Origin of the sequence: Cohnella cellulosilytica (assembly GCF_042431195.1) — a bacterium.
GTDB lineage: Bacteria > Bacillota > Bacilli > Paenibacillales > Paenibacillaceae > Cohnella > Cohnella cellulosilytica.
Genome location: NZ_JBHMDN010000062.1, coordinates 1 through 20,017, shown reverse-complemented (window position 1 = coordinate 20,017; position 20,017 = coordinate 1). Strand labels below are relative to the sequence as shown.

Sequence of the window (20,017 nt, the reverse complement as noted above, 5' to 3'; positions counted from 1 at the left end):
TGCGGAAGGGATAAGCGCTGAAAGCATCTAAGCGCGAAGCCTGCCTCAAGATGAGATTTCCCAGTAGGTAAGACCCCTGGAAGAACACCAGGTAGATAGGCTCGAGGTGGAAGCGCAGCAATGTGTGGAGCTGACGAGTACTAATCGGTCGAGGGCTTATCCTAACGGGTGGCCTGGCAAGGCAAGATCACCTTCTTCTTCGCGTAAGTTTGGGTTCGCATCCAGTTTTCAAGGCGCAAGCCTTGTTTATAAGCAATCTGGTCTGGTGATGAAGGCGGAGGGGTTCCACGCGTACCCATCCCGAACACGACCGTTAAGCCCTCCAGCGCCGATGGTACTTGGACCGCAGGGTCCTGGGAGAGTAGGACGTTGCCAGGCTGGATCTGGAAGACACCTTTTCGAGGGTGTCTTTTTTGTTATGAATGCTGATCTCTGTGCCGCATGGGGGCGTCGATGCTCGATTGTTTAGAACATAGGCGGCCATTTGGGCGGAAATGTAGCGACGATAATCGATTCCTTAGAACATTGGCGATCGCATGAGCGGTTTTGGGAGGACGTTACTCGATTCTTTAGAACATAGGCGGCCATTTGGGCGGAAATGTGGCGACGATACTCGATTCTTTGGAACATTGTCGGGCGTTCGAGCGGTTTTCGGAGGACGTTACTCGATTTCTTAGAACATTGCCCGCCACTTGGACGATATTGGGGTGTTAATCCTCGACAATTTAGAACATCGCCCTTTCCGCCACCACAGCAATATAGGTTAGCCAGCCCCTGATACCAGCCCTGATTTCTTAACTTTCGAAGCACGCAATAGAGCGGGTAACCCGTCTAAGGGTCCGGAATTTGTTTAAGTCTGCCTTATCGTTACGCATGCATTCATTAAGCTGGGTACAGGGAAAGAAAACATCGCTCTACTTTTCGAGAAGATCGCCCGAAAGGCCGCTTATTGTCGGCTTCCCTAAACCGTCCACACGATGCAGATTCCTCCTGTGCTCCCATAAACTCAGATGCAGGCCGTTCCCTCCGGATGCAAACAATACCGATACTCTAATTATCGGGAGGTGTCGGGGTGGCTGCGCGTCCGATTACCCATTTGCGGTGTCTCATTCTTTTCCTTGTTGCGACCCTTATCCTGATCTCGGGCTGCTCAACCGAAGCGTCAAATCCCGCGGCGACGAACGATCTTCATAAACTGGAGAAGAGCCTTCAGCGGGTAGCCGAACGTCCGGCGGAGAAGCTGACCCTCAAGCGCGAGCGCCTTAAGGCGGCCGCGCCTTCGATAACGCCAAGAAAGCCGTCCGGTCCCGTCAAGGCCATATACGTCACATCCTATGTGGCCAGCGGCAGCAGAATGAACGAACTGGTCGATCTGGTTAAGCGCACAGAGCTAAACGCCATCGTATTGGATATTAACAGCGGAATCGCACTTACAACGCCGGGACGTCAGGGGGCCGGGAACGGAGCGATCAGGCCGCTGCCTTCTCAGAGGAAAGCCGCCGAGCATTACAGGGAAGTCATCCGCAAGCTCAAGCGGCAGAACATCTACCTCATCGCAAGAATCGTAACGTTCAAAAATCCCGAGCTGGCAAAAGCGGTTCCGGCCTGGGCCATCAAAAGGAAGAACGGCGCGACATGGACGGACAAGAACGGGACGCCTTGGGTGGACCCCTATCGACAAGCGAGTTGGGAATATCCGATCTCTCTGGCGGAATATGCCGCGAAGCTCGGCTTCGACGAAGTGCAATTCGATTATGTACGATTTCCCGAAAATGAGACCAAGGTGGACAAGGAAGTAAAATACGCCAATCCGCGGGGATGGACCAAAGCGCGAACGATCGCCGCTTTTCTGCACCAGGCCAAAACCCGTATGCACAAAGTCGGGATTCCGATCTCGGCGGACGTATTCGGAATGGTCGGTTCCTCGGAGGACGACATGGGGATCGGGCAGACCTGGAACGAGATCGCATCGCAGGTCGACTTCATTTCTCCGATGGTCTATCCGTCTCACTATTCGGAAGGAACATGGGCGATCGCTCATCCGGATCTGTCTCCGGGACCGATCGTGAAGCACGCGCTTAAGGAGGCCTCCGATCGCAATCGGGAATTAAGTGGCAAAGGAGTTGTGGCGGCCCAGATCAGACCGTGGCTGCAAAGCTTTACCGCGACTTGGGTCCATCCGCACCAGCAGTACGGAGCGGCGCAAATTCGGGAACAGATCGCTGCCGCCCGCAAAGCCGGCATTACTTCTTACATGCTTTGGAACTCCTCCTGCAAGTATCCCGAATTCAAGTCGTAGCACCCAGTTCGCAAGGCGGAAAAATGCTGATTTGGTGCGGTTTTCCACGACATCGAATGTGCTTGACAGCCCATGACGCCTCTGCTAAGATTGACGATAATCAATCGGAGACAAATAGCCGGAGAAGCAACCGGCAATAGGAGGCAACCAGCTGTGTGGCAAAATAAATTCGCCAAAGAAGGGCTTACGTTCGACGACGTCCTGCTCGTGCCGCGGAAATCTTCCATTCTTCCTCGCGACGTTAGCGTATCGACTGTTCTAAGTCCTTCGGTAAAGCTTAACATTCCGTTGATCAGCGCGGGGATGGATACGGTCACGGAATCGGCTTTGGCGATCGCGATCGCCCGCGAGGGCGGCATTGGCATTATCCATAAGAATATGTCGGTAGCTCAGCAAGCGGAGGAAGTCGATCGGGTCAAGCGTTCCGAGAGCGGGGTTATCACGAATCCATTCTCCTTGACGCCGGACCATCATGTTTACGACGCCGAGGAATTGATGGGCAAGTACCGGATTTCCGGCGTGCCGATCGTGGACGGGGACAGCAAATTGGTCGGCATCCTGACGAACCGCGACTTGCGTTTCGTGCACGACTTCTCGATCAAGATCAAGGAAGTCATGACGAGAGAGGAACTGGTGACGGCGCCGGTCGGAACGACGCTGCAGCAAGCGGAGGGCATTCTTCAACGTCATAAGATCGAGAAGCTGCCTCTTGTCGACGAGACCAACACGCTTAAAGGCCTTATTACCATTAAAGATATCGAGAAAGCCATTCAATTCCCCAACGCTGCAAAAGATCAGCACGGCCGCCTGCTTGTCGGCGCGGCGGTCGGCGTGTCGAAGGATACGTTCGAGCGTGCGGAAGCTTTGGTACAGTCGGGCGTCGATGCGCTTGTCGTCGATTCCGCGCACGGTCACCACGTCGACATCGTGTCGATGGTACGCAAGCTGCGGGAGAAATATCCGGATCTTACACTGATCGCCGGCAACGTCGCGACCGGAGAGGCGACTCGGGATCTGATCGAAGCCGGAGCGTCTGTCGTCAAGGTCGGCATCGGGCCGGGCTCGATCTGTACGACGCGCATCATCGCGGGAATCGGCGTGCCGCAGATTACGGCGGTATACGATTGCGCAACCGTCGCGCGTGAATACAATGTACCGATTATTGCCGACGGCGGAATCAAGTATTCCGGCGAGATCACGAAGGCCATCGCGGCCGGGGCAAGCTGCGTCATGCTGGGAAGCTTGTTCGCAGGCACGGAAGAAAGCCCGGGCGAATCGGAAATTTACCAGGGCCGTCGGTACAAATCTTACCGCGGCATGGGGTCGATCGGCGCGATGAAGGAAGGAAGCAAAGACCGTTACTTCCAGGAGAACGAAAGCAAGCTCGTTCCGGAGGGAATCGAAGGTCGGGTTGCTTATAAGGGTCCGCTGAAGGACATCATCCATCAATTGCTCGGCGGTCTGCGTTCGGGAATGGGCTACTGCGGAACGGCGACGATCGAAGAATTGAAGAACGACACGCAATTCGTTCGGATCACGGGCGCCGGACTTCGCGAGAGCCATCCGCACGACGTTCAGATCACGAAAGAAGCGCCTAACTATTCCATGTAACTCCCCCGGGAGCAAGAAAGAATATGGAAGCCGAAGGAACAGGAATTATCCGTCCTTCGGCTTTTTCCTTTGATGCGCCTATGTTACAATAGGAAAGGTATTTTATTATCGAAAAAGGGGAGAATGCGTTGAATCGCCATCATCAATTGTCATTGCCATTAGCATTCCTGTCGAAGCGGTTCGTCGCCGCAGTCGTGCTTGCAAGTTTTGTACTCTTGTTCGGCTTTTCCTCCTATGCGTCCGCGGATGAACTTCCTGCCGCTCCCCAATTGGAAGCCCAGTCCGCGATCCTGATGGATGCGGAATCCGGACAGATTCTGTTTCAACACAATGCGGACGAGGCGAGACCTCCCGCGAGCATGTCGAAAATGATGACAGAGTTTCTCGTGTCCATGGCCGTCAAGCAGGGCAGGCTGTCCTGGGACGATAAAGTTACGGTCGGAGAAAACGCGGCCAAGCAAATCGGAAGCCGAATTCTCCTGGCTGAAGGCGATCAGCATACGATCAGAGAATTGTACATTGCGTTGGCCGTCTATTCGGCTAACGATGCAACGGTGCAGTTGGCCGAAGAGGTCTCGGGCTCGGAAGAGGAGTTCGCGAAGCTGATGAACGAGACCGCCGTCGAGATGGGCATGACGCAATCGCACTTTATTAATTCGACCGGCCTGGACCGTGCGGATATGCCGGAGAAATTCCGTCCGACCTCTATCGAGGGCGAGACGACAATGTCCGCCAAAGATGCGGGCATACTTGCGCTTCGCATTATTAAAGACGATCCGGAATTTCTGGAAACCTCGAAGCTTCAAGAATACAAGTTCAGACCCCGTGACAAAGAGCCGATGAAAAACTGGAACTGGATGCTCGGTTCCAACAAGGATAACGCGACACTGCGCAAATTCGCGTACGAGGGTGTAGACGGCCTGAAAACGGGACATACCACTAGAGCGGGTCAGAACTTCACGGGTACCGCGCTTCGCGATGGCACGCGTCTGATCGCGGTCGTTATGGGCGTTCCCGGCACGACGGAGCAAGGCAAGCGCTTCTTGGAAACCGCCAGGCTGTTCGATTACGGCTTCAAGAGCTTTGAGAAGAAAACGATCATCGAAGCGAAAGCTTCGGTGCCCGAATATGAAACCTTGAAGGTTAAAAAAGGAAAGTCGACCACCGTCGGAGTCGTAACGGCAACCGACTTTACCATACTGATTCCGAAAGGCGTCGCCGTCGAGCCTGTCGTACAAGAGGTCAAGCCTACGGAGGATCCGCTGGTCGCGCCGATCGCGCAAGGCGACAAAGTCGGCACCGTTACTTATAAATACAAAGATCCGTCCACGCAAGAAGAAAAGACGGCAACGATCGATCTGATCGCTTCGGAAGAAGTGAATAAGGGAAGCTGGTGGAGACTGCTGTTCCGTGCGATCGGCAATTTCTTCTCCAACCTGTTCCAAGGAATTGTAGATCTTTTCTAAATTCCGACTTAAATGGTTGCCCTACTGCACCTTCATCATGTAAAATTTATGTTTAGAATCTTCGGGAGGCATGATCATGGAAACGGGAACTTCGAGAGTCAAACGCGGCATGGCAGAAATGCAAAAAGGCGGCGTCATCATGGACGTTATGAGCGCCGAGCAGGCTAAAATCGCCGAAGCCGCAGGCGCGACGGCAGTTATGGCTTTGGAGCGGGTGCCTTCGGACATCCGCGCGGCGGGCGGAGTCGCTCGCATGGCAAACCCCGAGCTTGTGGAGCAAGTCATGAAAGTGGTCAGCATTCCGGTTATGGCTAAAGCCAGAATCGGACATTATGTAGAGGCGAAGGTATTGGAATCGCTGGGCGTCGACTATATCGACGAGAGCGAAGTGCTGACTCCTGCGGACGAAGTGTTCCATATCGACAAGACAGAGTTCACCGTTCCATTCGTATGCGGAGCCAAGGACCTGGGTGAGGCGCTGCGCCGCATTCAGGAAGGCGCATCTATGCTTCGTACCAAGGGCGAGCCGGGAACGGGCAACATCGTCGAAGCGGTTCGTCATATGCGCATCATCACGGGCCAGATCCGCAGAATCCAGAACTTGTCCAAGGACGAGCTGTATCATGAAGCAAAAGTATTGGGCGTAAACTACGATCTGCTGCTCGGCGTTCACGATTCCGGACGTCTGCCGGTCGTCAACTTCGCCGCCGGCGGCGTGGCTACGCCTTCCGACGCTGCGCTGATGATGCATCTGGGCGCCGACGGCGTGTTCGTCGGATCCGGTATTTTCAAATCCGAAAGCCCGGAGAAATTTGCGCGCGCGATCGTCGAAGCGACGACGCATTACGAGGATTACGCCTTGATCGCCCGCGTATCCAAGGATCTGGGCGAGGCGATGAGAGGGATCGAGATTTCCAAGCTTCCCGCAGCCGAACGGATGCAGGATCGCGGACTGTAAGATCGGCTCATCGAGCGGCTTCCATACGGCCCAGGCAGTATTGGGGTCGGAGGAAGCCGCTTTAAGATTCCATCATCATCAGCGCACGGAAGAAGGATAAACGATGAACATCGGAGTACTGGCATTGCAAGGAGCGGTTGCCGAGCACATACGCAGCATCGAGCTGGCCGGAGGCCGGGGCGTGGCGGTCAAGAGAGTCGAGCAGCTGGCCGAGATCGACGGCTTGATCATTCCGGGAGGAGAGAGCACGACGATCGGCAAGCTGATGCGCAAATACGACTTTATCGACGCCATACGGGATTACGCGGCGCAAGGCTATCCCGTATTCGGCACCTGCGCGGGACTGATCGTGCTCGCGGATCAACTGGAGGGCGACGAAGAACCGCATCTGCGTCTGATGGATATGACGGTTGCCCGCAACGCTTTTGGACGCCAGCGGGAGAGCTTCGAGGCCGATCTGGACGTAAAGGGCATCGATACGCCTCTGAGAGCGGTATTTATTCGGGCTCCGCTTATTAAGGAAGTCGGCGAGAAGGTTGAAGTGCTGTCGGTGTATCAGAATGAGATCGTGACCGCGAGACAAGGGAACCTGTTGGCCTCATCTTACCATCCCGAGCTGACCGATGATTATAGACTTCACGAACTATTCATTCGTATGGCCCAGGAAAGGGGACAATAACCCATGTTGGACGTAAAGTTGCTTCGCAACGATTACGATAAAGTGGCGCAGGCGCTGCGCAATCGCAACGCTTCTCTGGAGCTGATCGCGGATTTCCCGAAGCTGGACGTCGGCCGGCGGGAGAAGCTGACCGAGAGCGAGCAGCTGAAGAACCGCCGCAATGTCGTGTCGCAAGAAGTGGCAAAGCTGAAGAAAAACCGCGAGAATGCGGACGACCTGATCGCGGAGATGCGGACGGTCAGCGACCGGATCAAGCTGCTGGACGAGGAAGTGCGCGAGATCGAGGCGGAGATGGACAAGCTGCTGCTGGCCATCCCTAACGTTCCGCACGAGAGCGTACCAGTTGGCGCTTCGGAGGAGGATAACGTCGAAGTTCGCCGGGACGGAGAACCGACGAGCTTCGACTTCGAACCCAAGCCGCACTGGGAGCTTGGCACCGAGCTGGGCATTCTCGATTTCGAGGCCGCCGCCAAGGTTACCGGCTCGCGGTTCGTATTCTACAAAGGTCTCGGAGCGCGTCTGGAGCGGGCCTTGATCAACTTCATGATGGATCTTCATGCGGACCGGCATGGGTATGAGGAAATTTTGCCTCCGTATATCGTTAATCGGGACAGCTTGATCGGGACATCGCAGCTTCCGAAATTCGAAGAGGACCTGTTCAAGATCGAAGGGACCGACTATTTCCTCATCCCGACAGCCGAGGTTCCGGTGACGAACTTCCATCGCGAGGAGATTTTGTCCGCGGATGACTTGCCGCAGGCGTTCGTCGCTTTCAGCGGCTGCTTCCGTTCCGAGGCGGGCGCTTCCGGGCGCGACACTCGCGGGCTGATTCGTCAGCACCAGTTCAACAAGGTGGAGCTCGTCCAGCTTGTGGCACCGGAGAAGTCGTACGAGGTGCTCGAGCAGCTGACCGGACATGCGGAGAAGGTGCTGCAGTTGTTGGAGCTCCCGTATCGCATCCTGACGCTGTGCACGGGAGATATGGGCTTTGGCTCGGCCAAAACCTACGACCTGGAAGTATGGATGCCAAGCGCGGGTACGTATAGAGAAATTTCCTCCTGTACGAATTTCGAGGATTTCCAAGCACGTAGAGCCGGCATTCGCTATCGTCCGGAATCCGGAGCCAAGCCGGAGTTCGTGCATACGCTGAACGGTTCGGGTCTTGCACTCGGACGGACGGTCGCGGCGATCATCGAAAACTACCAGCAGCCCGACGGCACGGTCAAAGTGCCGGAAGCGCTCAAGCCATACATGGGCGGGCTGGACACGATCGCGCCTCGCAACAGGGGTTGATGATCTGCAAGCAGGTGTGATATGATGATTTGGCAGTATCGGCTGAACCTGCACAGGCGAAGCGTCTGCCAATCCTGGAGAGATACCGAAGCGGTCATAACGGGGCGGTCTTGAAAACCGTTAGGGTGCAAGCCCACGTGGGTTCGAATCCCACTCTCTCCGCCATAAGCAAAAAACGGCCCGATTCCTGAGAAGGAATCGGTTTTTTGCGTATATGGCGGCGTGGGATTCGAACGGGCCGTTAAGCGGACATGCCATAAGGCATGTCCGTAGGCCCCGGCGTGATAGTCGCATAAAGCGTGAAGAGGCTTCTGCTTCACGCAGCGACGGAGCGAATCCCACTCTCTCCGCCATAAGCAAAAAACGACCCGATTCCTGAGAAGGAATCGGTTTTTTGCGTATATGGCGGTGTGGGATTCGAACGGGCCGTTAAGCGGACATGCCATAGGGCATGTCCGTAGGCCCCGGCGTGATAGTCGCATTAAGCGTGAAGAAGCTTCTGCTTCACGCAGCGACGGAGCGAATCCCACTCTCTCCGCCATAAGCAAAAAACAGCCCGATTCCTGAAAAGGAATCGGTTTTTTGCGCATATGGCGGTTGTGGGATTCGAACGGGCCGTTAAGCGGACATGCCAGAGGGCATGTTCGTAGGCCCCGGCGGTACGTACTGGATCGTGAATAGGGACGGGAATAAGGACAAATAAGGACAATGGATCTACAGATATCTGTGGATATTTACAAATAGAGTCGGATATAGACGGATAAATAGGGACGGAATAGGGACAATGATCAGTAAAGGAGAACTGAAACATCTCGATATAACAGTCCGTGACTACACCCATAGAAGCCTGTGAGGCGTTGTATTCGGATAGGATTTCGCGGGCTAGAGTGCAAGCCCACGTAGGTTCGAATCCCACTCTCTCCGCCATAAGCAAAAAACGACCCGATTCCTGAGAAGGAATCGGTTTTTTGCGCATATGGCGGTGTGGGATTCGAACGGGTCGTTAAGCGGACATGCCATAAGAATAGTGAGACTGTTCCGTAAGCAAGGGCAACAAAAATGATCGCAAAAAGAATGGGGATATATCTCCTGTAGAGCGAAGCGCCTGCCTCATACGGTCATGAAATTACCCTGTCACGGGTTAATCAGATCCAAATTTCATGGCCGCGCTTCGGGGTCCCCGGAAAGTAAACGGAATAAGCTGCGAAGCTTCTCGTCACTTTCTGGGGTGTATTGTAGCGGAAGGAGATAAATCCCCATAGTAATAAATCGATCATTTTACAGGGTTGCCCCTTTAATGACTTATGAGACAGTCTCTTTCATGGTTATGTGGCCCCCCGATCCCGATTGGTTTTTTAACATCAAGAAAGGGAATGCTTAGTACGGTGGAAGACGAATAAAAAAGAAGCCGAGCGAGGAGCGTGCTCCCTTACTCGGCAGTGGATGCTTATATGGTCGGTTAAGTGGTCTCCCGTTCCACGATTGAGGGAATGAGGTTGATTTTCTGCTCGGGGCGGCTGGGCTCCAGAATTTTCTGCATCAGCAGTTCCGCGGCGATTCGTCCGGATTCGAGCAGCGATTGGTTGATGGTGGACATGCCAATGTAGTTGGCCGCCTCGATATCGTCAAAGCCCAGGATAGCCACATCCTCCGGCACCCGCAGGCCCAAACGGTGGGCTGCCCGTAGAATGCCGAAGGCCATCAGGTCCGAGTAGGCGAAGATCGCCCGCGGGCGATTCCGGCGCGAGAGCATCTCGCCGGCCATTCTCTCGGCGTCCTCCATCGTCCCCGAGCCTAACAGGACATGCTCGTCCTGCAGAGGATGGTTCAACGCAGCCAGAGCATTGCGGAAGCCTTCCAGCCGCTGGTCGCGCAAATTCAACTGATAAGGCTCGTCGGAATCAACTTCTCCGATATAACTGCAAGGCAGATACCCTTTGCGGGCAAAAAGCTCCGCGGCCAGGCCGCCTGCATAGAGGTTATCGCATTCGATAGAGCTGAAGCGCGGGATCGGCTGCTCGATGGATACGACCGGGAGCCCGGACTGGTGAAGATACTCCATTTCGGTGTCGGATATGTTCAACGCGGCGAGGATGAGCCCGTCCAGACGTTTGGCCAACGGAATGGAGTGGAAATAGCCGTTCAGCATGTTTTTCTTCGTGACGGAATACAGGATGATTTCGCAATTGGCAGGCACAAGAACTTGCGCGATTCCCTGAAGCCGCAGATTAAAGGAAGGGGTCATCTGGAACGGCGACAAAACCCCGATTCGTCCGATCTGACGGCTTCTTTTCGAGCCGGCGTTGCCGTGCGGGACGTAATCGAGCTCCAGGATGGCTTGCCGGATTTTCTCGTAGGTGGGAGAACCGGCTTTCATCTTGTTGTTCAAGTAATTGGAAACGGTACCTATGCTGACACCGGCTTTGGCGGCGACATCGTAAATGCTGGGATTAACCCGGATAGCCACAGGGGTCCTCCTTGAAGTTCTTTAATGTTCATTTTCATTTAAAAGCGCTGGAATAAAGGTACCCTATCCCTGCCGGATTGTCAACCGCCGCAGGGTCCAGACCAGGCCGAATCCCTTGCTAGGATTGAGTTTAGTGCGGCATCGACTTTGTTCGCAGAAGGCGGACGGACAATTCCGGAGGACAAAATCACTTTGACAAGGCGATTTTAATATGCTATTTTTAAATAGCTTTAATTAAAGTTCTTCAATTTCATTTCAATGAACAGCACATTTGCAGGAGGTGACCCCTTGCGCAGCACCGCCATCGGTTCATCTGAACGATTGCGGGCAGGGCCGAAATGATTCTCGAAATGATTCTATTGTAGAACTCCTTGTTAACGCTTGCAGCAAAACCCAAAATTTTAAGGATTAGAGGGGATCTGTGCAGATGAACACAAGAAAAATCGTCTCCATTATTCTGTTTATCGCGTTGTTGGCCGGTCTGGCGGCTTGCGGAAATTCGAACAATACAAATACAGGCGGCTCGAATTCGGAATCGCCAGGGGCATCGCCAAGCAGCGGCGGAGAGCTGCAGAAGGCGGAGCTGAATGTTTTCATCCAAATTCCCCGGTTCCGGACGCAGTTCGAGACGCTGGTCAATGCTTTCGTGGAGCAGCAGAAGCAAGAGAAGAACCGCGAAGTGAAAGTTAATCTGGAGATGCCGGAAGAATTCACGGGCAACGACGTGCTGAGAACGAGGTTCGCAACTGACAGCGCTCCGGACGTATTCAAGCTTCATGCGACGGAAGACGCGCCGCAATACGCAGCTGCGGGTTACCTGGAGGATTTGTCCGGTCAGCCTTTCGTGGCCAACTTGAAGGAAGAGATCCGCAATGCGGTCACCCAGAACGGCAAGATCGTCGCCCTGCCGATTGAAACGCCAATCTGGGGCTACCTGTACAACAAGAAGATTTTCGCGGAAAACGGCTTGACGCCGCCGAAAACCCTTACGGAAATGAAAGAGGTTATTGCGAAGCTGGAAGAGAAGAAAATCACGCCGTTCGTGCTTTCTTACAAGACTCCGTATATGACCCGCGTCCCTGTACAGTCGGTGCAGGCGACCTATCAATTCAACCATCCGGAATTCGTCGAGAAGATGAATAAGGGCGAAGGTTCCTATGCCGACATCCAGACGGATATGTTCAATGTTCTGGACCTGGTCAACGCGCATGGCACGGACAATGCGCTGGAGCTCGACGCCGACGGCGGAGCCGCCGCATTCGCAGCGGGCAAAGGCGCAATGTGGATTCAAGGCGTATGGTATGCGGAAGCGCTGCAGAAGCTGGACCCGAGCTTTGAATTCAGCGTGGCGCCGCTGCCGATCGACGACAATGCGGACAGAACGAGCGTGCTGCTGAGCACTTCGACTTCCCTGGCGGTATCTTCGAAGAGCCCGAACAAGGAGATTGCCTTGGATTTCATCAATTTCATCGTCAATAACGAGAAAGCCTCGAACGAGCTGTACAGCAGTCTGAAAGTCAATCCGATTTCCAATCTTCATACATTCGGCGTCGAACCGTGGGTAGAGGAGTCGATGACCTACAATAAAGTTCCCGAAGCGTACACTCCGGTCGGCGTGCTCGACAAGGCCGGACAGATGCTGCAAATGTACTACGCGGGTCAGGCGACGCAAGAGGAAGTCGTCAAGGAGCTTGACAAAGCCTGGGATCTGTTTAACCAAACGCAGTAAAACCTAATCTCGATGCAACGGAGGGCCTCCTCTTATTGGCTGGAGCAAGCGAGCGGGAGGCCCTGCTCTTTCGATAAGGAAAGCCGCGATTTCCCTTCAAGAGGTGGTTCGGCATGTTTTTGAAATCCTATAAACGCTATTGGTCGTTCTTCTTATTTCTGGCGCCCGCGCTGTTGTTCTTCAGCGTAATCACGATCGTGCCGCTGTTTCAAGGTTTGTTCTACAGCTTTACCAATTGGAACTTTATGAACCCGAATTACCGCTTGGTAGGCCTCGATAACTTCGTCCGCATCTTCCAGGACGACAAGCAGTTCATTCACTCGATGTTCTTTACGTTTAAGCTGGTCGTTGTGCTTGTTATTTTGCAAAACGCGATTGCGCTGGCTCTGGCGCTGTTGATCGATGCGAGCGCGAAGCGGCTGCAGGGGTTTTTCCGGACGGTCTTTTTTCTGCCCAATATGATCAGTCCGATCATCGCGACGTTCATGTTTACGTTTATTTTCTCCAGAGTGCTGCCGCAATTGGCGGAATCCGTGCCGTTCCTGGCTTTCCTTGACCAGCCCTGGTTCGGCAACCCGAATGTCGCGTTCTGGTCCCTTGTGATCGTTCATTTATGGCAAGGCGTGCCGTTGATGATGATTATTTATTTGGCGGGTCTTGTCGGCGTCCCTCATTCGTTGAAGGAAGCGGCCATCATCGACGGGGCGAATGCGTTCCAGCGACTGAAGAGCGTCATTCTGCCGCTGATTATGCCGTCGCTTACGATCTGTATGTTTCTGACGTTGAAAGATACTTTTAAAAGTTTCGATATCGTATACGCGTTAACGAAGGGCGGTCCCGGCACCAGTACGGAAGTGATGACGCTCAACATTTACCGGGAAGCCTTCTCGAGCAATTTCTTGTACGGATATGCCAGCGCCAAAGCGATGGTGCTGTTCATTATCGTATTGATCATCTCGGTCATTCAAATGAGCGTAATGAAGAAGCGGGAGGTGGAAGCGTGACGCAGTCCCACACTCAAAAATGGCTCATCGCGTTGGTGCTGCTGTTATGCGCCGCAGTATCCATCTCTCCGATCCTTCTGTCGCTCGTCAATTCCTTCAAAACGATCGGGGAAATTTTCGCTTCGGTGACCTCGCTGCCATCGAAGTTTCATTTCGAGAACTATACGGAGGCCTTTTCCCGAATCCACATGATCAGGAGCACGTTTAACACGCTGATCGTGTCGTTCATCGGCATCGGCGGCATCGTGGTGGCCGGCGCGCTGGCCGGCTACAAGCTGTCCCGGACGGGAGGCAAGCTGAGCGGCTTCATGTTCCTGCTGTTTGTGTCGGCGATGCTCGTTCCCTTCCACGCGATTATGATTCCGCTCACCCAGATTTCCATGGATTTGTCCCTGCATGGCCATATTGTCGGGCTGGGGCTCATTTGTATCGGACTTTCCGTAAACATGGGCGTGTTTCTGTACCATGGATTTGTCAAATCGATTCCGCGCGAGATGGAAGAGGCCGCGTATATGGACGGCTATGGCGAGTTCCGGACGTTTTTCGGAATCATTTTCCCGCTGCTGCTTCCGATTACGGTTACGCTCGGCATCATTATGTTCCTGTGGATTTGGAATGATTTTCTGCTGCCGATGCTGATGCTGACCGACAAAAACCAGTACACGATCGTGCTGTCGACGAACGTGCTGTTCGGCGAATACGTCAACGAATGGAATCTCATACTTGCCGCGTTGATTATTGCGGTGATTCCCGTTGTGCTTCTGTATGCCTTTTTCCAGAGATATATTATTCAAGGGCTGACGAACGGCGCGGTGAAGGGCTAAGCATCATGCCCTGCATCATGCCCACCGTCAATTCCAATAGGGATGGGAGTTTGCTATGACTATCAAAATCGGCTGCGCCGTGTGGACATTTACCGAACCCGCGCATAACCCTCCGTACGAGGAGGCCATTCAGACCGTCGGAGAGTTGGGTTTTGACGGAACGGAGCTTATTCTCCGGGATTTCGAAGACGTCGAAGGCTATTGGACGAAGAGCAAGATTCAGGAAATCAAAGGGCTGTTGTCCTCTTATAACTTGAACGTCTCGCAATTTGCGATGTTCCAGAATATTATGGCCGGCTTGGCCAGCCTCGACCCCGCGGAGAAGCGGCGTTCGATCGAGACGTTCAAGATCGGCTGCGGCATCGCGGCAGAGCTTGGCACAGACCTCGTCAACTTCGTCTCGCCTTGGCCTTGGACGATAACTTCTCCTAACTCGTATCTTCCGGAATACTACTATGTTAACGTGCCGGGAGTTGACCCGCGTCTGCGGAGCCTGGACAAGTTCCAGACGAAGCTGAAGGTCAATCTGCCGAAGCCGTTCGACGCGAAAGCGTATTGGGATAACCATATGGATTCGATCGCGCAGGTCACGGCCATCGCGAAATCCCACGGGATGAAGCTGGCGGTCGAAAATCACGCGAACACGATGACCCCGCATACGGATTCGGTGCTGCGGATGATCGATACGGTCAAAGCGGACAATCTGGGTGCCAATCTGGACTCGGTGTGGGCTTACGTGCAGCGCGAATATATCCCGTGGTCCATCCACAAATACGCGGACCGTCTATACCATGTGCATCTGCGCGACGGCGACGGCCTCGCTTCCTACAACTTGCCGGTCGGCTTCGGAAATATCGATTGGGTTGAAGTGTTCCGCGCGCTCAAAGCGATTCGTTTCGACGGATATGTGTCTATTGAGTGGGCTCACGATTCGAGGGTGAAGGAGAACGCCGCGCGGACGCTGGCTTATTTGCGGGAATTGATTGCGGAAGTGGAAGCGGAGTAAGCCTGAACGCGATTCAGACAGACATGGAAAGGAAGCTGGATATGACGATTAAACTTGGATGCGCGGCTTGGACGCTGATGGACGACTTTGCCCCGCCCTATGAAGATATTATTCGCAAAGTTGGAGAGCTCGGCTTTGACGGCATTGAGCTGATGCTGCGCAATGAGACGGATATTCGCGAATATTGGACGCCCGGGACGATCGCGGCGTTAAAAGAACGGTTGGCAGAGCAAGGATTGACGTTGACGCAGCTGGTGATGTTCCAAAACTTGACGGGGGGGCTCGCCAGTCTGGACGCCGCCGAGAAATCGGCTTCGATCGCCCACTTCAGAGCCGGATGCGGCATTGCGCGGCAGCTGGGTGCGGAATTCATCAGCATCGTAGCGCCGTGGCCGGAGACGATTACTTCCTCGACGCTGACGCTGCCGGAATATTTCTACCTTAACGTGCCGGATGCGCGGCTGCCCGGCATGGAGGACCGTTCGCTGCCGGAAGACTGGCGCTTTGAGACGAAATATCGCATTTCGCTGCCCGAACCATTCGATTGGGCGGTCTATTGGGAGAACTTCGTCGATTCCGTCAAGCAGCTTGCGGCAATCGCCGAGGAATACGGATTAAAGGTGACGATCGAAAACCGCAATCATACGATGGCTCCCCATACGGATTCCTTGCTGCGCCTGTTCGACCGTATCCCGAGCGCGAATCTCGGGGCGAATCTGAATACGGGACAATCGTTCCTGCAGCGGGAGTGCCTGGCGTGGTCCGTGCATAAATACGAGGACAAGCTGTTCCACATCCATGCCGTGGACGGCGACGGGCTGGCTTGCTACAATCTGCCTGCCGGCGACGGCACGATCGACTTCGAGGGCATCGTCGTGGCGCTGAAAGAGCTGAATTACGACGGATTCATCTCTCTGGAGTGGCTGAACGACGCCGACGCGGAGAAGAACGCGAAGCGATCGCTGGCTTATTTGCGAGAGCTGCTGGGATAAAGGGCTGCGGAAACCGGCGTGCAGGGGGGCTCTCCCGTGTGCGCCGGTTCCATTGAGGGAAAATCGGAGAACGCCTTGACGGGCGTTTTTTTCTTTGCATAAGAACCTGCCAAGAGGCCAATCTAAGGGAAGCGGAGGTGGTTATGATGGCAAGCAACGACGAGCTTTCGGTATCGCAGGAGGATCTGGTGGAAGCCTGGAAAAGAACGCTTCCCGAGCGGCTGGCTCCAGGGGACACGGCTGAAGTCTTCGCCAACGGAGCCGATCCGCGGGCTTTCCACGTTCACATCAAGACGCAAGGGCGGCAGATGATGGAGTTTGACTTTGCGGTCCAGTACGTCGACAGCAGGGAGATCGACATTCAGCTGAAGGACGTCGAGAGGGACGGACAGACGGTGGACGAACGGCCGGAACCGATTCAGGAGCTGATCGGCGACTACCGCCGGCACCTGCACGAGACCGCGCAAGCGCTGCATCATTTTACCCATATGTAGAAGGGACGAGGAAGATGGCGGACAAAAATCTGCGCAACGTCGTAAAATACCTGGAGAACGCCCCGGCGAATTCCCACCAGGCTCAGCAGAACCGGCAAAAGAAGAACGACCGTCGGCATCAGGATGCGCTTAACCACGATAAACCGACGGATCTGAAGCATCTGTAGCAGGAGGACGATAAAGCCATGAGCAAACCGAAGTCGCAGTCTGTGCCGCAGCCCGGCGAGGAGCACAGCGCCCGGCATTCCGTCGTCGATCACCAGCCCAACGAACCGCTGTCCGGCTCGAAGAAGGTCAAGAATCGCAACCATACCCGACATAATAACGCGGAAGGTTAATCGGACCGTCCGTTCCCCGATCCCGGCGACGAGCCGGGATTTTTGGTCTGCCGCCGAATATTTTGTTGCTCTCTGATACTGTGCACAGTTTACCCCTAGTATCTAGATTGATATAATGGATACATGACTACCGAAGGAGGAACTTCTCATATGTCCGACGCAGCACCAACCCTGGAGCCGCCGGGTGCCATAAAATCGGCGATTCCGGTTCACCACCATAAGCAAACTCCGTTAGAAATCGTTCGCCGTGTCGTCCTGATCACCATTGGAGCGATTCTTGTGGGAATAGCCCTAGAGATTTTCCTCGTTAACAATTCCATTATAGACGGCGGCGTTACGGGCATTTCGATTATGTCCTCCTACCTAAGCGACATTCCGATCGGAGTTTTCCTCTTTATCCTCAACCTACCCTTTCTCATTCTCGGTTATCGAACGATAGGCAAGACCTTTGCGTTATCCACCCTGCTCGGCGTAGCCATATTATCGATATCCACGGCGCTGCTGCATCCCTTATCTCCATTCACCGACGATATTTTGCTTGCCGCCGTGTTCGGAGGCATTTTCCTGGGAGCGGGGACGGGCATCGTGATCCGCGCGGGAGGCTCGTTGGACGGGACGGAGATCGTCGCAATCCTTCTGAATCGCAAGTCTCCTTTTTCCGTAGGCCAAGTGGTCATGTTTATCAACTTCTTCATTCTCAGCAGCGCGGGTTTCGTCTACAGCTGGGACAGGGCGATGTTCTCCATGATCGCTTACTATATTGCGTTTAAGGTGATCGATCTTACGATTGAGGGCTTCGACGAATCCAAGTCCTGCTGGATCATCAGCGAGCAGCACAAGGAGATCGGGGACGCGATTACGGCCAGACTGGGTCGCGGCGTAACTTATTTGCACGGCGAAGGCGGTTACACCGGGGACTCCAAGAAAGTGATTTTCTGCGTCATTAACCGGCTGGAAGAGGCGAAGCTGAAGACGATCGTGGGAGAGATGGATCCCGGAGCGTTCCTGGCCGTAGGCAACATTCACGATGTCAAGGGCGGTCGCTTCAAAAAGAAAGACATTCACTAGGGCGTGTATGCCTACTCCGAGGAAAGCAGATGTTGCCGAATTTTCGTTCCATGCAAGGAACTTTTGTGAAGGCGTACCGGGGTACGTCAAGCAAAAGTGACGCAGCAGGGGGCGAAAAGGCGGTGATAGATGCCCCTGAGCGGGTTGGCATACACGCCCTAGCAGAGACGTCAGGATTTTAACAAAACTTTAACGCGCAAAGTCTTTCCCCCCGGGGGGAAATAGGATACAATGAACTTTGCTTGATTTTCATTTGTTTTTCAGAAGGGTAGACATTATTTGGAAGGGGTTTTTGCATTTTGTTCAAGCGTAAAATGGGTTTTGCCCTCGTCGCGCTTATGTTGACGATTGCCCTGGCACTCAGCGGCTGCACAACCAAAGACAAGTCGCCGAAGGACGCGCTTCAATCGTCGATGTCCAAATCAGCGGATATTAAATCTTATAATTTTACGGGCAGCATGGTATTCGAGGATTTCAATTTCCCGGCGGAAGGGGACGGCGCCGCGGAAGCGGCAGCTGCCTTGAATCTGATGAAGAGCGCCGAGCTCTCCTGGACCGGGGCGTACCGCGCCGATCCGATGCTGATGGAGCTGAACCTTAAGCTGGCTCTGCAAGGCGATCTGGCGATCACCTTCAACATTCCGGTAGTGATGACGCAGAAGAAAGTATGGATCAAGGTTCCGAACATTCCGATGCTGCCGATTCCGGAAACGGTTGTCGACAAGTTCATTGAGCTCGACTTGGAGCAGCTGGCGGAGGAAGCCGGCCAACCGCTGCCTAACGTTGACGTGGCGAAATCCCAGAAGTTCGCGAACGATCTGATGGAAATCGTGTTTAAGCATGTCGATGCGGACACGCATTTGAAGACGGTCAAAGCGAAGGATGTCGGTTTGCCTTCCGACGTTAACGCCAGCCAAGTCGTGCAATTCCACCTGGATCAGTCCCAACTGGAAACCTTCGTCAATACCGTGATCGAGAAGATCGCTCCGGAAGTGATCGAGCTGCTGTCGACGAACGCGGAATACCGCGACATGCTGCAGCTGAAGCAAGAAGACCTCGATCAAGCGAAGGCGGAGCTGGAAAACGCGAAGAGCGGCGATGCGTCCGAGGCGATTGCGGAAATGAAGCAGGAGCTTAAGAAGCTCGACGTAACGGTTAATTACGCGATCGACAAGAAAGACTACCCGATCTATACCGACGCCAAGATCAGCGCCGCGATCGAATCGGAAGAGCTGACGGGCAGCGTGGGCATCAAGGTCGTCTCCCACATGACGGGCATCAACGAGGCGCCGAAGTTCGAGATTGGCGAGCCGAAAGCCGAAGAAGTCATGACGTTGGAAGAAGTCGAAGCCGAAATGGGCGGTTTGCTCGGCGGCTTTGGCGGAGAGTTCTAAGTTAGAAATCAAGCAAAAGGAAGCCCTCGCCACAGCGGCGGGGGCTTCTTCTAGTGTGCCACGCATGGCGATTAACTAGGCGGTGAAAGTCCGCTGTGGGGGCTTGTAGTTGCCAACCACTAGCCAAGAGCAAGGGTGCCCATCGCGAGGTGGAATCTGAAGGAAGCTGGAGGCAAAATCCCGACCCGAGGAACACGAACATCATCAGGCATGAAATGCGGGACGAGTTTGCTAGACAAAACGAAATCCAATTAACTACACGGACGCATTCATGTAAATGTTGCGGGTACATGGGAGGAAAGTGAATCGTCTTACCGTGGGAGGTCTCATGGACGTGAGGAGATGCGCTTCGAATCACGGTTGAAACAAGATTTACCATGAGAAGTCAGCAGAGG

At 54.2% G+C, this 20,017-nt stretch carries 17 protein-coding genes, 1 tRNA gene and 2 rRNA genes; 19 read left to right on the top strand and 1 reads right to left on the bottom strand.

Annotated elements, in window-relative coordinates; all coding sequences use genetic code 11:
• The 9 genes from ACFFT4_RS30225 to ACFFT4_RS30185 form a co-directional block, all read left to right on the top strand.
• A 23S ribosomal RNA gene (locus tag ACFFT4_RS30225) occupies positions 1–164 on the top strand; the annotation flags it as partial.
• A gap of 97 nt (positions 165–261) precedes the next feature.
• Positions 262–378, top strand: a 5S ribosomal RNA gene (gene rrf, locus ACFFT4_RS30220).
• A 694-nt stretch (positions 379–1,072) separates the two neighbouring features.
• Positions 1,073–2,299 (top strand): putative glycoside hydrolase, encoded by a 1,227-nt coding sequence (locus ACFFT4_RS30215; protein WP_378052857.1) that lies wholly within the window; start codon positions 1,073–1,075, stop codon positions 2,297–2,299.
• 153 nt (positions 2,300–2,452) lie between these two features.
• Positions 2,453–3,910 (top strand): IMP dehydrogenase, encoded by a 1,458-nt coding sequence (gene guaB / locus ACFFT4_RS30210; protein ID WP_378052856.1) that lies wholly within the window; start codon positions 2,453–2,455, stop codon positions 3,908–3,910.
• A 128-nt stretch (positions 3,911–4,038) separates the two neighbouring features.
• Positions 4,039–5,376 (top strand): D-alanyl-D-alanine carboxypeptidase family protein, encoded by a 1,338-nt coding sequence (locus ACFFT4_RS30205; protein WP_378052855.1) that lies wholly within the window; start codon positions 4,039–4,041, stop codon positions 5,374–5,376.
• A gap of 76 nt (positions 5,377–5,452) precedes the next feature.
• On the top strand, positions 5,453–6,334 hold the full coding sequence (pdxS, locus tag ACFFT4_RS30200; protein ID WP_512699943.1) for a pyridoxal 5'-phosphate synthase lyase subunit PdxS: 882 nt from the start codon (positions 5,453–5,455) through the stop codon (positions 6,332–6,334).
• A 103-nt stretch (positions 6,335–6,437) separates the two neighbouring features.
• Positions 6,438–7,013: a pyridoxal 5'-phosphate synthase glutaminase subunit PdxT gene (pdxT, locus tag ACFFT4_RS30195; protein ID WP_378052854.1), complete on the top strand. Its 576-nt coding sequence runs from the start codon at positions 6,438–6,440 to the stop codon at positions 7,011–7,013.
• 3 nt (positions 7,014–7,016) lie between these two features.
• Positions 7,017–8,306 carry a serine--tRNA ligase gene (serS, locus tag ACFFT4_RS30190; RefSeq protein WP_378052853.1) on the top strand — a complete coding sequence of 430 codons (1,290 nt, stop codon included), beginning with the start codon at positions 7,017–7,019 and terminating at the stop codon, positions 8,304–8,306.
• A gap of 76 nt (positions 8,307–8,382) precedes the next feature.
• Positions 8,383–8,471 (top strand) — tRNA-Ser (locus tag ACFFT4_RS30185).
• Positions 8,472–9,765: 1,294 nt separating this feature from the next.
• Here the strand turns inward: ACFFT4_RS30185 and ACFFT4_RS30180 are convergent.
• Positions 9,766–10,773: a LacI family DNA-binding transcriptional regulator gene (locus ACFFT4_RS30180; RefSeq protein WP_378052852.1), complete on the bottom strand. Its 1,008-nt coding sequence runs from the start codon at positions 10,771–10,773 to the stop codon at positions 9,766–9,768.
• Positions 10,774–11,200: 427 nt separating this feature from the next.
• Between ACFFT4_RS30180 and ACFFT4_RS30175 the strand changes: the two genes are divergently transcribed.
• The 10 genes from ACFFT4_RS30175 (at position 11,201) to ACFFT4_RS30130 (ending at position 19,622) form a co-directional block, all read left to right on the top strand.
• Entirely contained in the window at positions 11,201–12,502 is a 1,302-nt protein-coding gene (locus tag ACFFT4_RS30175; RefSeq protein WP_378052851.1) for an ABC transporter substrate-binding protein, read from the top strand.
• Positions 12,503–12,615: 113 nt separating this feature from the next.
• The gene (locus ACFFT4_RS30170) at positions 12,616–13,506 is read left to right on the top strand and encodes a carbohydrate ABC transporter permease (RefSeq protein WP_378052850.1); all 891 of its coding nucleotides are present in this window, start codon (positions 12,616–12,618) and stop codon (positions 13,504–13,506) included.
• Positions 13,503–14,330, top strand: a complete 828-nt coding sequence (locus ACFFT4_RS30165; RefSeq protein ID WP_378052849.1) for a carbohydrate ABC transporter permease — start codon at positions 13,503–13,505, stop codon at positions 14,328–14,330. The genes ACFFT4_RS30170 and ACFFT4_RS30165 overlap by 4 nt, the downstream gene beginning before the upstream one ends.
• 55 nt (positions 14,331–14,385) lie before the next feature.
• The gene (locus tag ACFFT4_RS30160) at positions 14,386–15,336 is read left to right on the top strand and encodes a sugar phosphate isomerase/epimerase family protein (RefSeq protein WP_378052848.1); all 951 of its coding nucleotides are present in this window, start codon (positions 14,386–14,388) and stop codon (positions 15,334–15,336) included.
• A 41-nt stretch (positions 15,337–15,377) separates the two neighbouring features.
• A complete protein-coding gene (locus ACFFT4_RS30155; protein ID WP_378052847.1) occupies positions 15,378–16,328 on the top strand; it encodes a sugar phosphate isomerase/epimerase family protein in 951 nt (316 codons plus the stop codon).
• 146 nt (positions 16,329–16,474) lie between these two features.
• Positions 16,475–16,822 (top strand): hypothetical protein, encoded by a 348-nt coding sequence (locus ACFFT4_RS30150; protein WP_378052846.1) that lies wholly within the window; start codon positions 16,475–16,477, stop codon positions 16,820–16,822.
• Positions 16,823–16,836: 14 nt separating this feature from the next.
• A complete protein-coding gene (locus ACFFT4_RS30145) occupies positions 16,837–16,989 on the top strand; it encodes a hypothetical protein (protein ID WP_378052845.1) in 153 nt (50 codons plus the stop codon).
• Between the two features lie 18 nt (positions 16,990–17,007).
• Positions 17,008–17,160: a small acid-soluble spore protein P gene (locus ACFFT4_RS30140; RefSeq protein WP_378052844.1), complete on the top strand. Its 153-nt coding sequence runs from the start codon at positions 17,008–17,010 to the stop codon at positions 17,158–17,160.
• Between the two features lie 150 nt (positions 17,161–17,310).
• A complete protein-coding gene (locus tag ACFFT4_RS30135; protein WP_378052843.1) occupies positions 17,311–18,228 on the top strand; it encodes a YitT family protein in 918 nt (305 codons plus the stop codon).
• 299 nt (positions 18,229–18,527) lie between these two features.
• Positions 18,528–19,622 (top strand): hypothetical protein, encoded by a 1,095-nt coding sequence (locus ACFFT4_RS30130; protein ID WP_378052842.1) that lies wholly within the window; start codon positions 18,528–18,530, stop codon positions 19,620–19,622.
• Positions 19,623–20,017: the final 395 nt, after the last annotated feature.

Excerpts from the sequence above, each read along its gene's own strand:
- ACFFT4_RS30175 (WP_378052851.1), top strand. The coding sequence starts at position 11,201 with ATGAACACAAGAAAAATCGTCTCCATTATTCTGTTTATCGCGTTGTTG.
- pdxS (WP_512699943.1), top strand. The coding sequence starts at position 5,453 with ATGGAAACGGGAACTTCGAGAGTCAAACGCGGCATGGCAGAAATGCAA.
- serS (WP_378052853.1), top strand. The coding sequence starts at position 7,017 with ATGTTGGACGTAAAGTTGCTTCGCAACGATTACGATAAAGTGGCGCAG.
- ACFFT4_RS30135 (WP_378052843.1), top strand. The coding sequence starts at position 17,311 with ATGTCCGACGCAGCACCAACCCTGGAGCCGCCGGGTGCCATAAAATCG.
- ACFFT4_RS30145 (WP_378052845.1), top strand. The coding sequence starts at position 16,837 with ATGGCGGACAAAAATCTGCGCAACGTCGTAAAATACCTGGAGAACGCC.
- ACFFT4_RS30155 (WP_378052847.1), top strand. The coding sequence starts at position 15,378 with ATGACGATTAAACTTGGATGCGCGGCTTGGACGCTGATGGACGACTTT.
- ACFFT4_RS30170 (WP_378052850.1), top strand. The coding sequence starts at position 12,616 with ATGTTTTTGAAATCCTATAAACGCTATTGGTCGTTCTTCTTATTTCTG.
- ACFFT4_RS30160 (WP_378052848.1), top strand. The coding sequence starts at position 14,386 with ATGACTATCAAAATCGGCTGCGCCGTGTGGACATTTACCGAACCCGCG.
- pdxT (WP_378052854.1), top strand. The coding sequence starts at position 6,438 with ATGAACATCGGAGTACTGGCATTGCAAGGAGCGGTTGCCGAGCACATA.
- ACFFT4_RS30140 (WP_378052844.1), top strand. The coding sequence starts at position 17,008 with ATGAGCAAACCGAAGTCGCAGTCTGTGCCGCAGCCCGGCGAGGAGCAC.
- ACFFT4_RS30150 (WP_378052846.1), top strand. The coding sequence starts at position 16,475 with ATGGCAAGCAACGACGAGCTTTCGGTATCGCAGGAGGATCTGGTGGAA.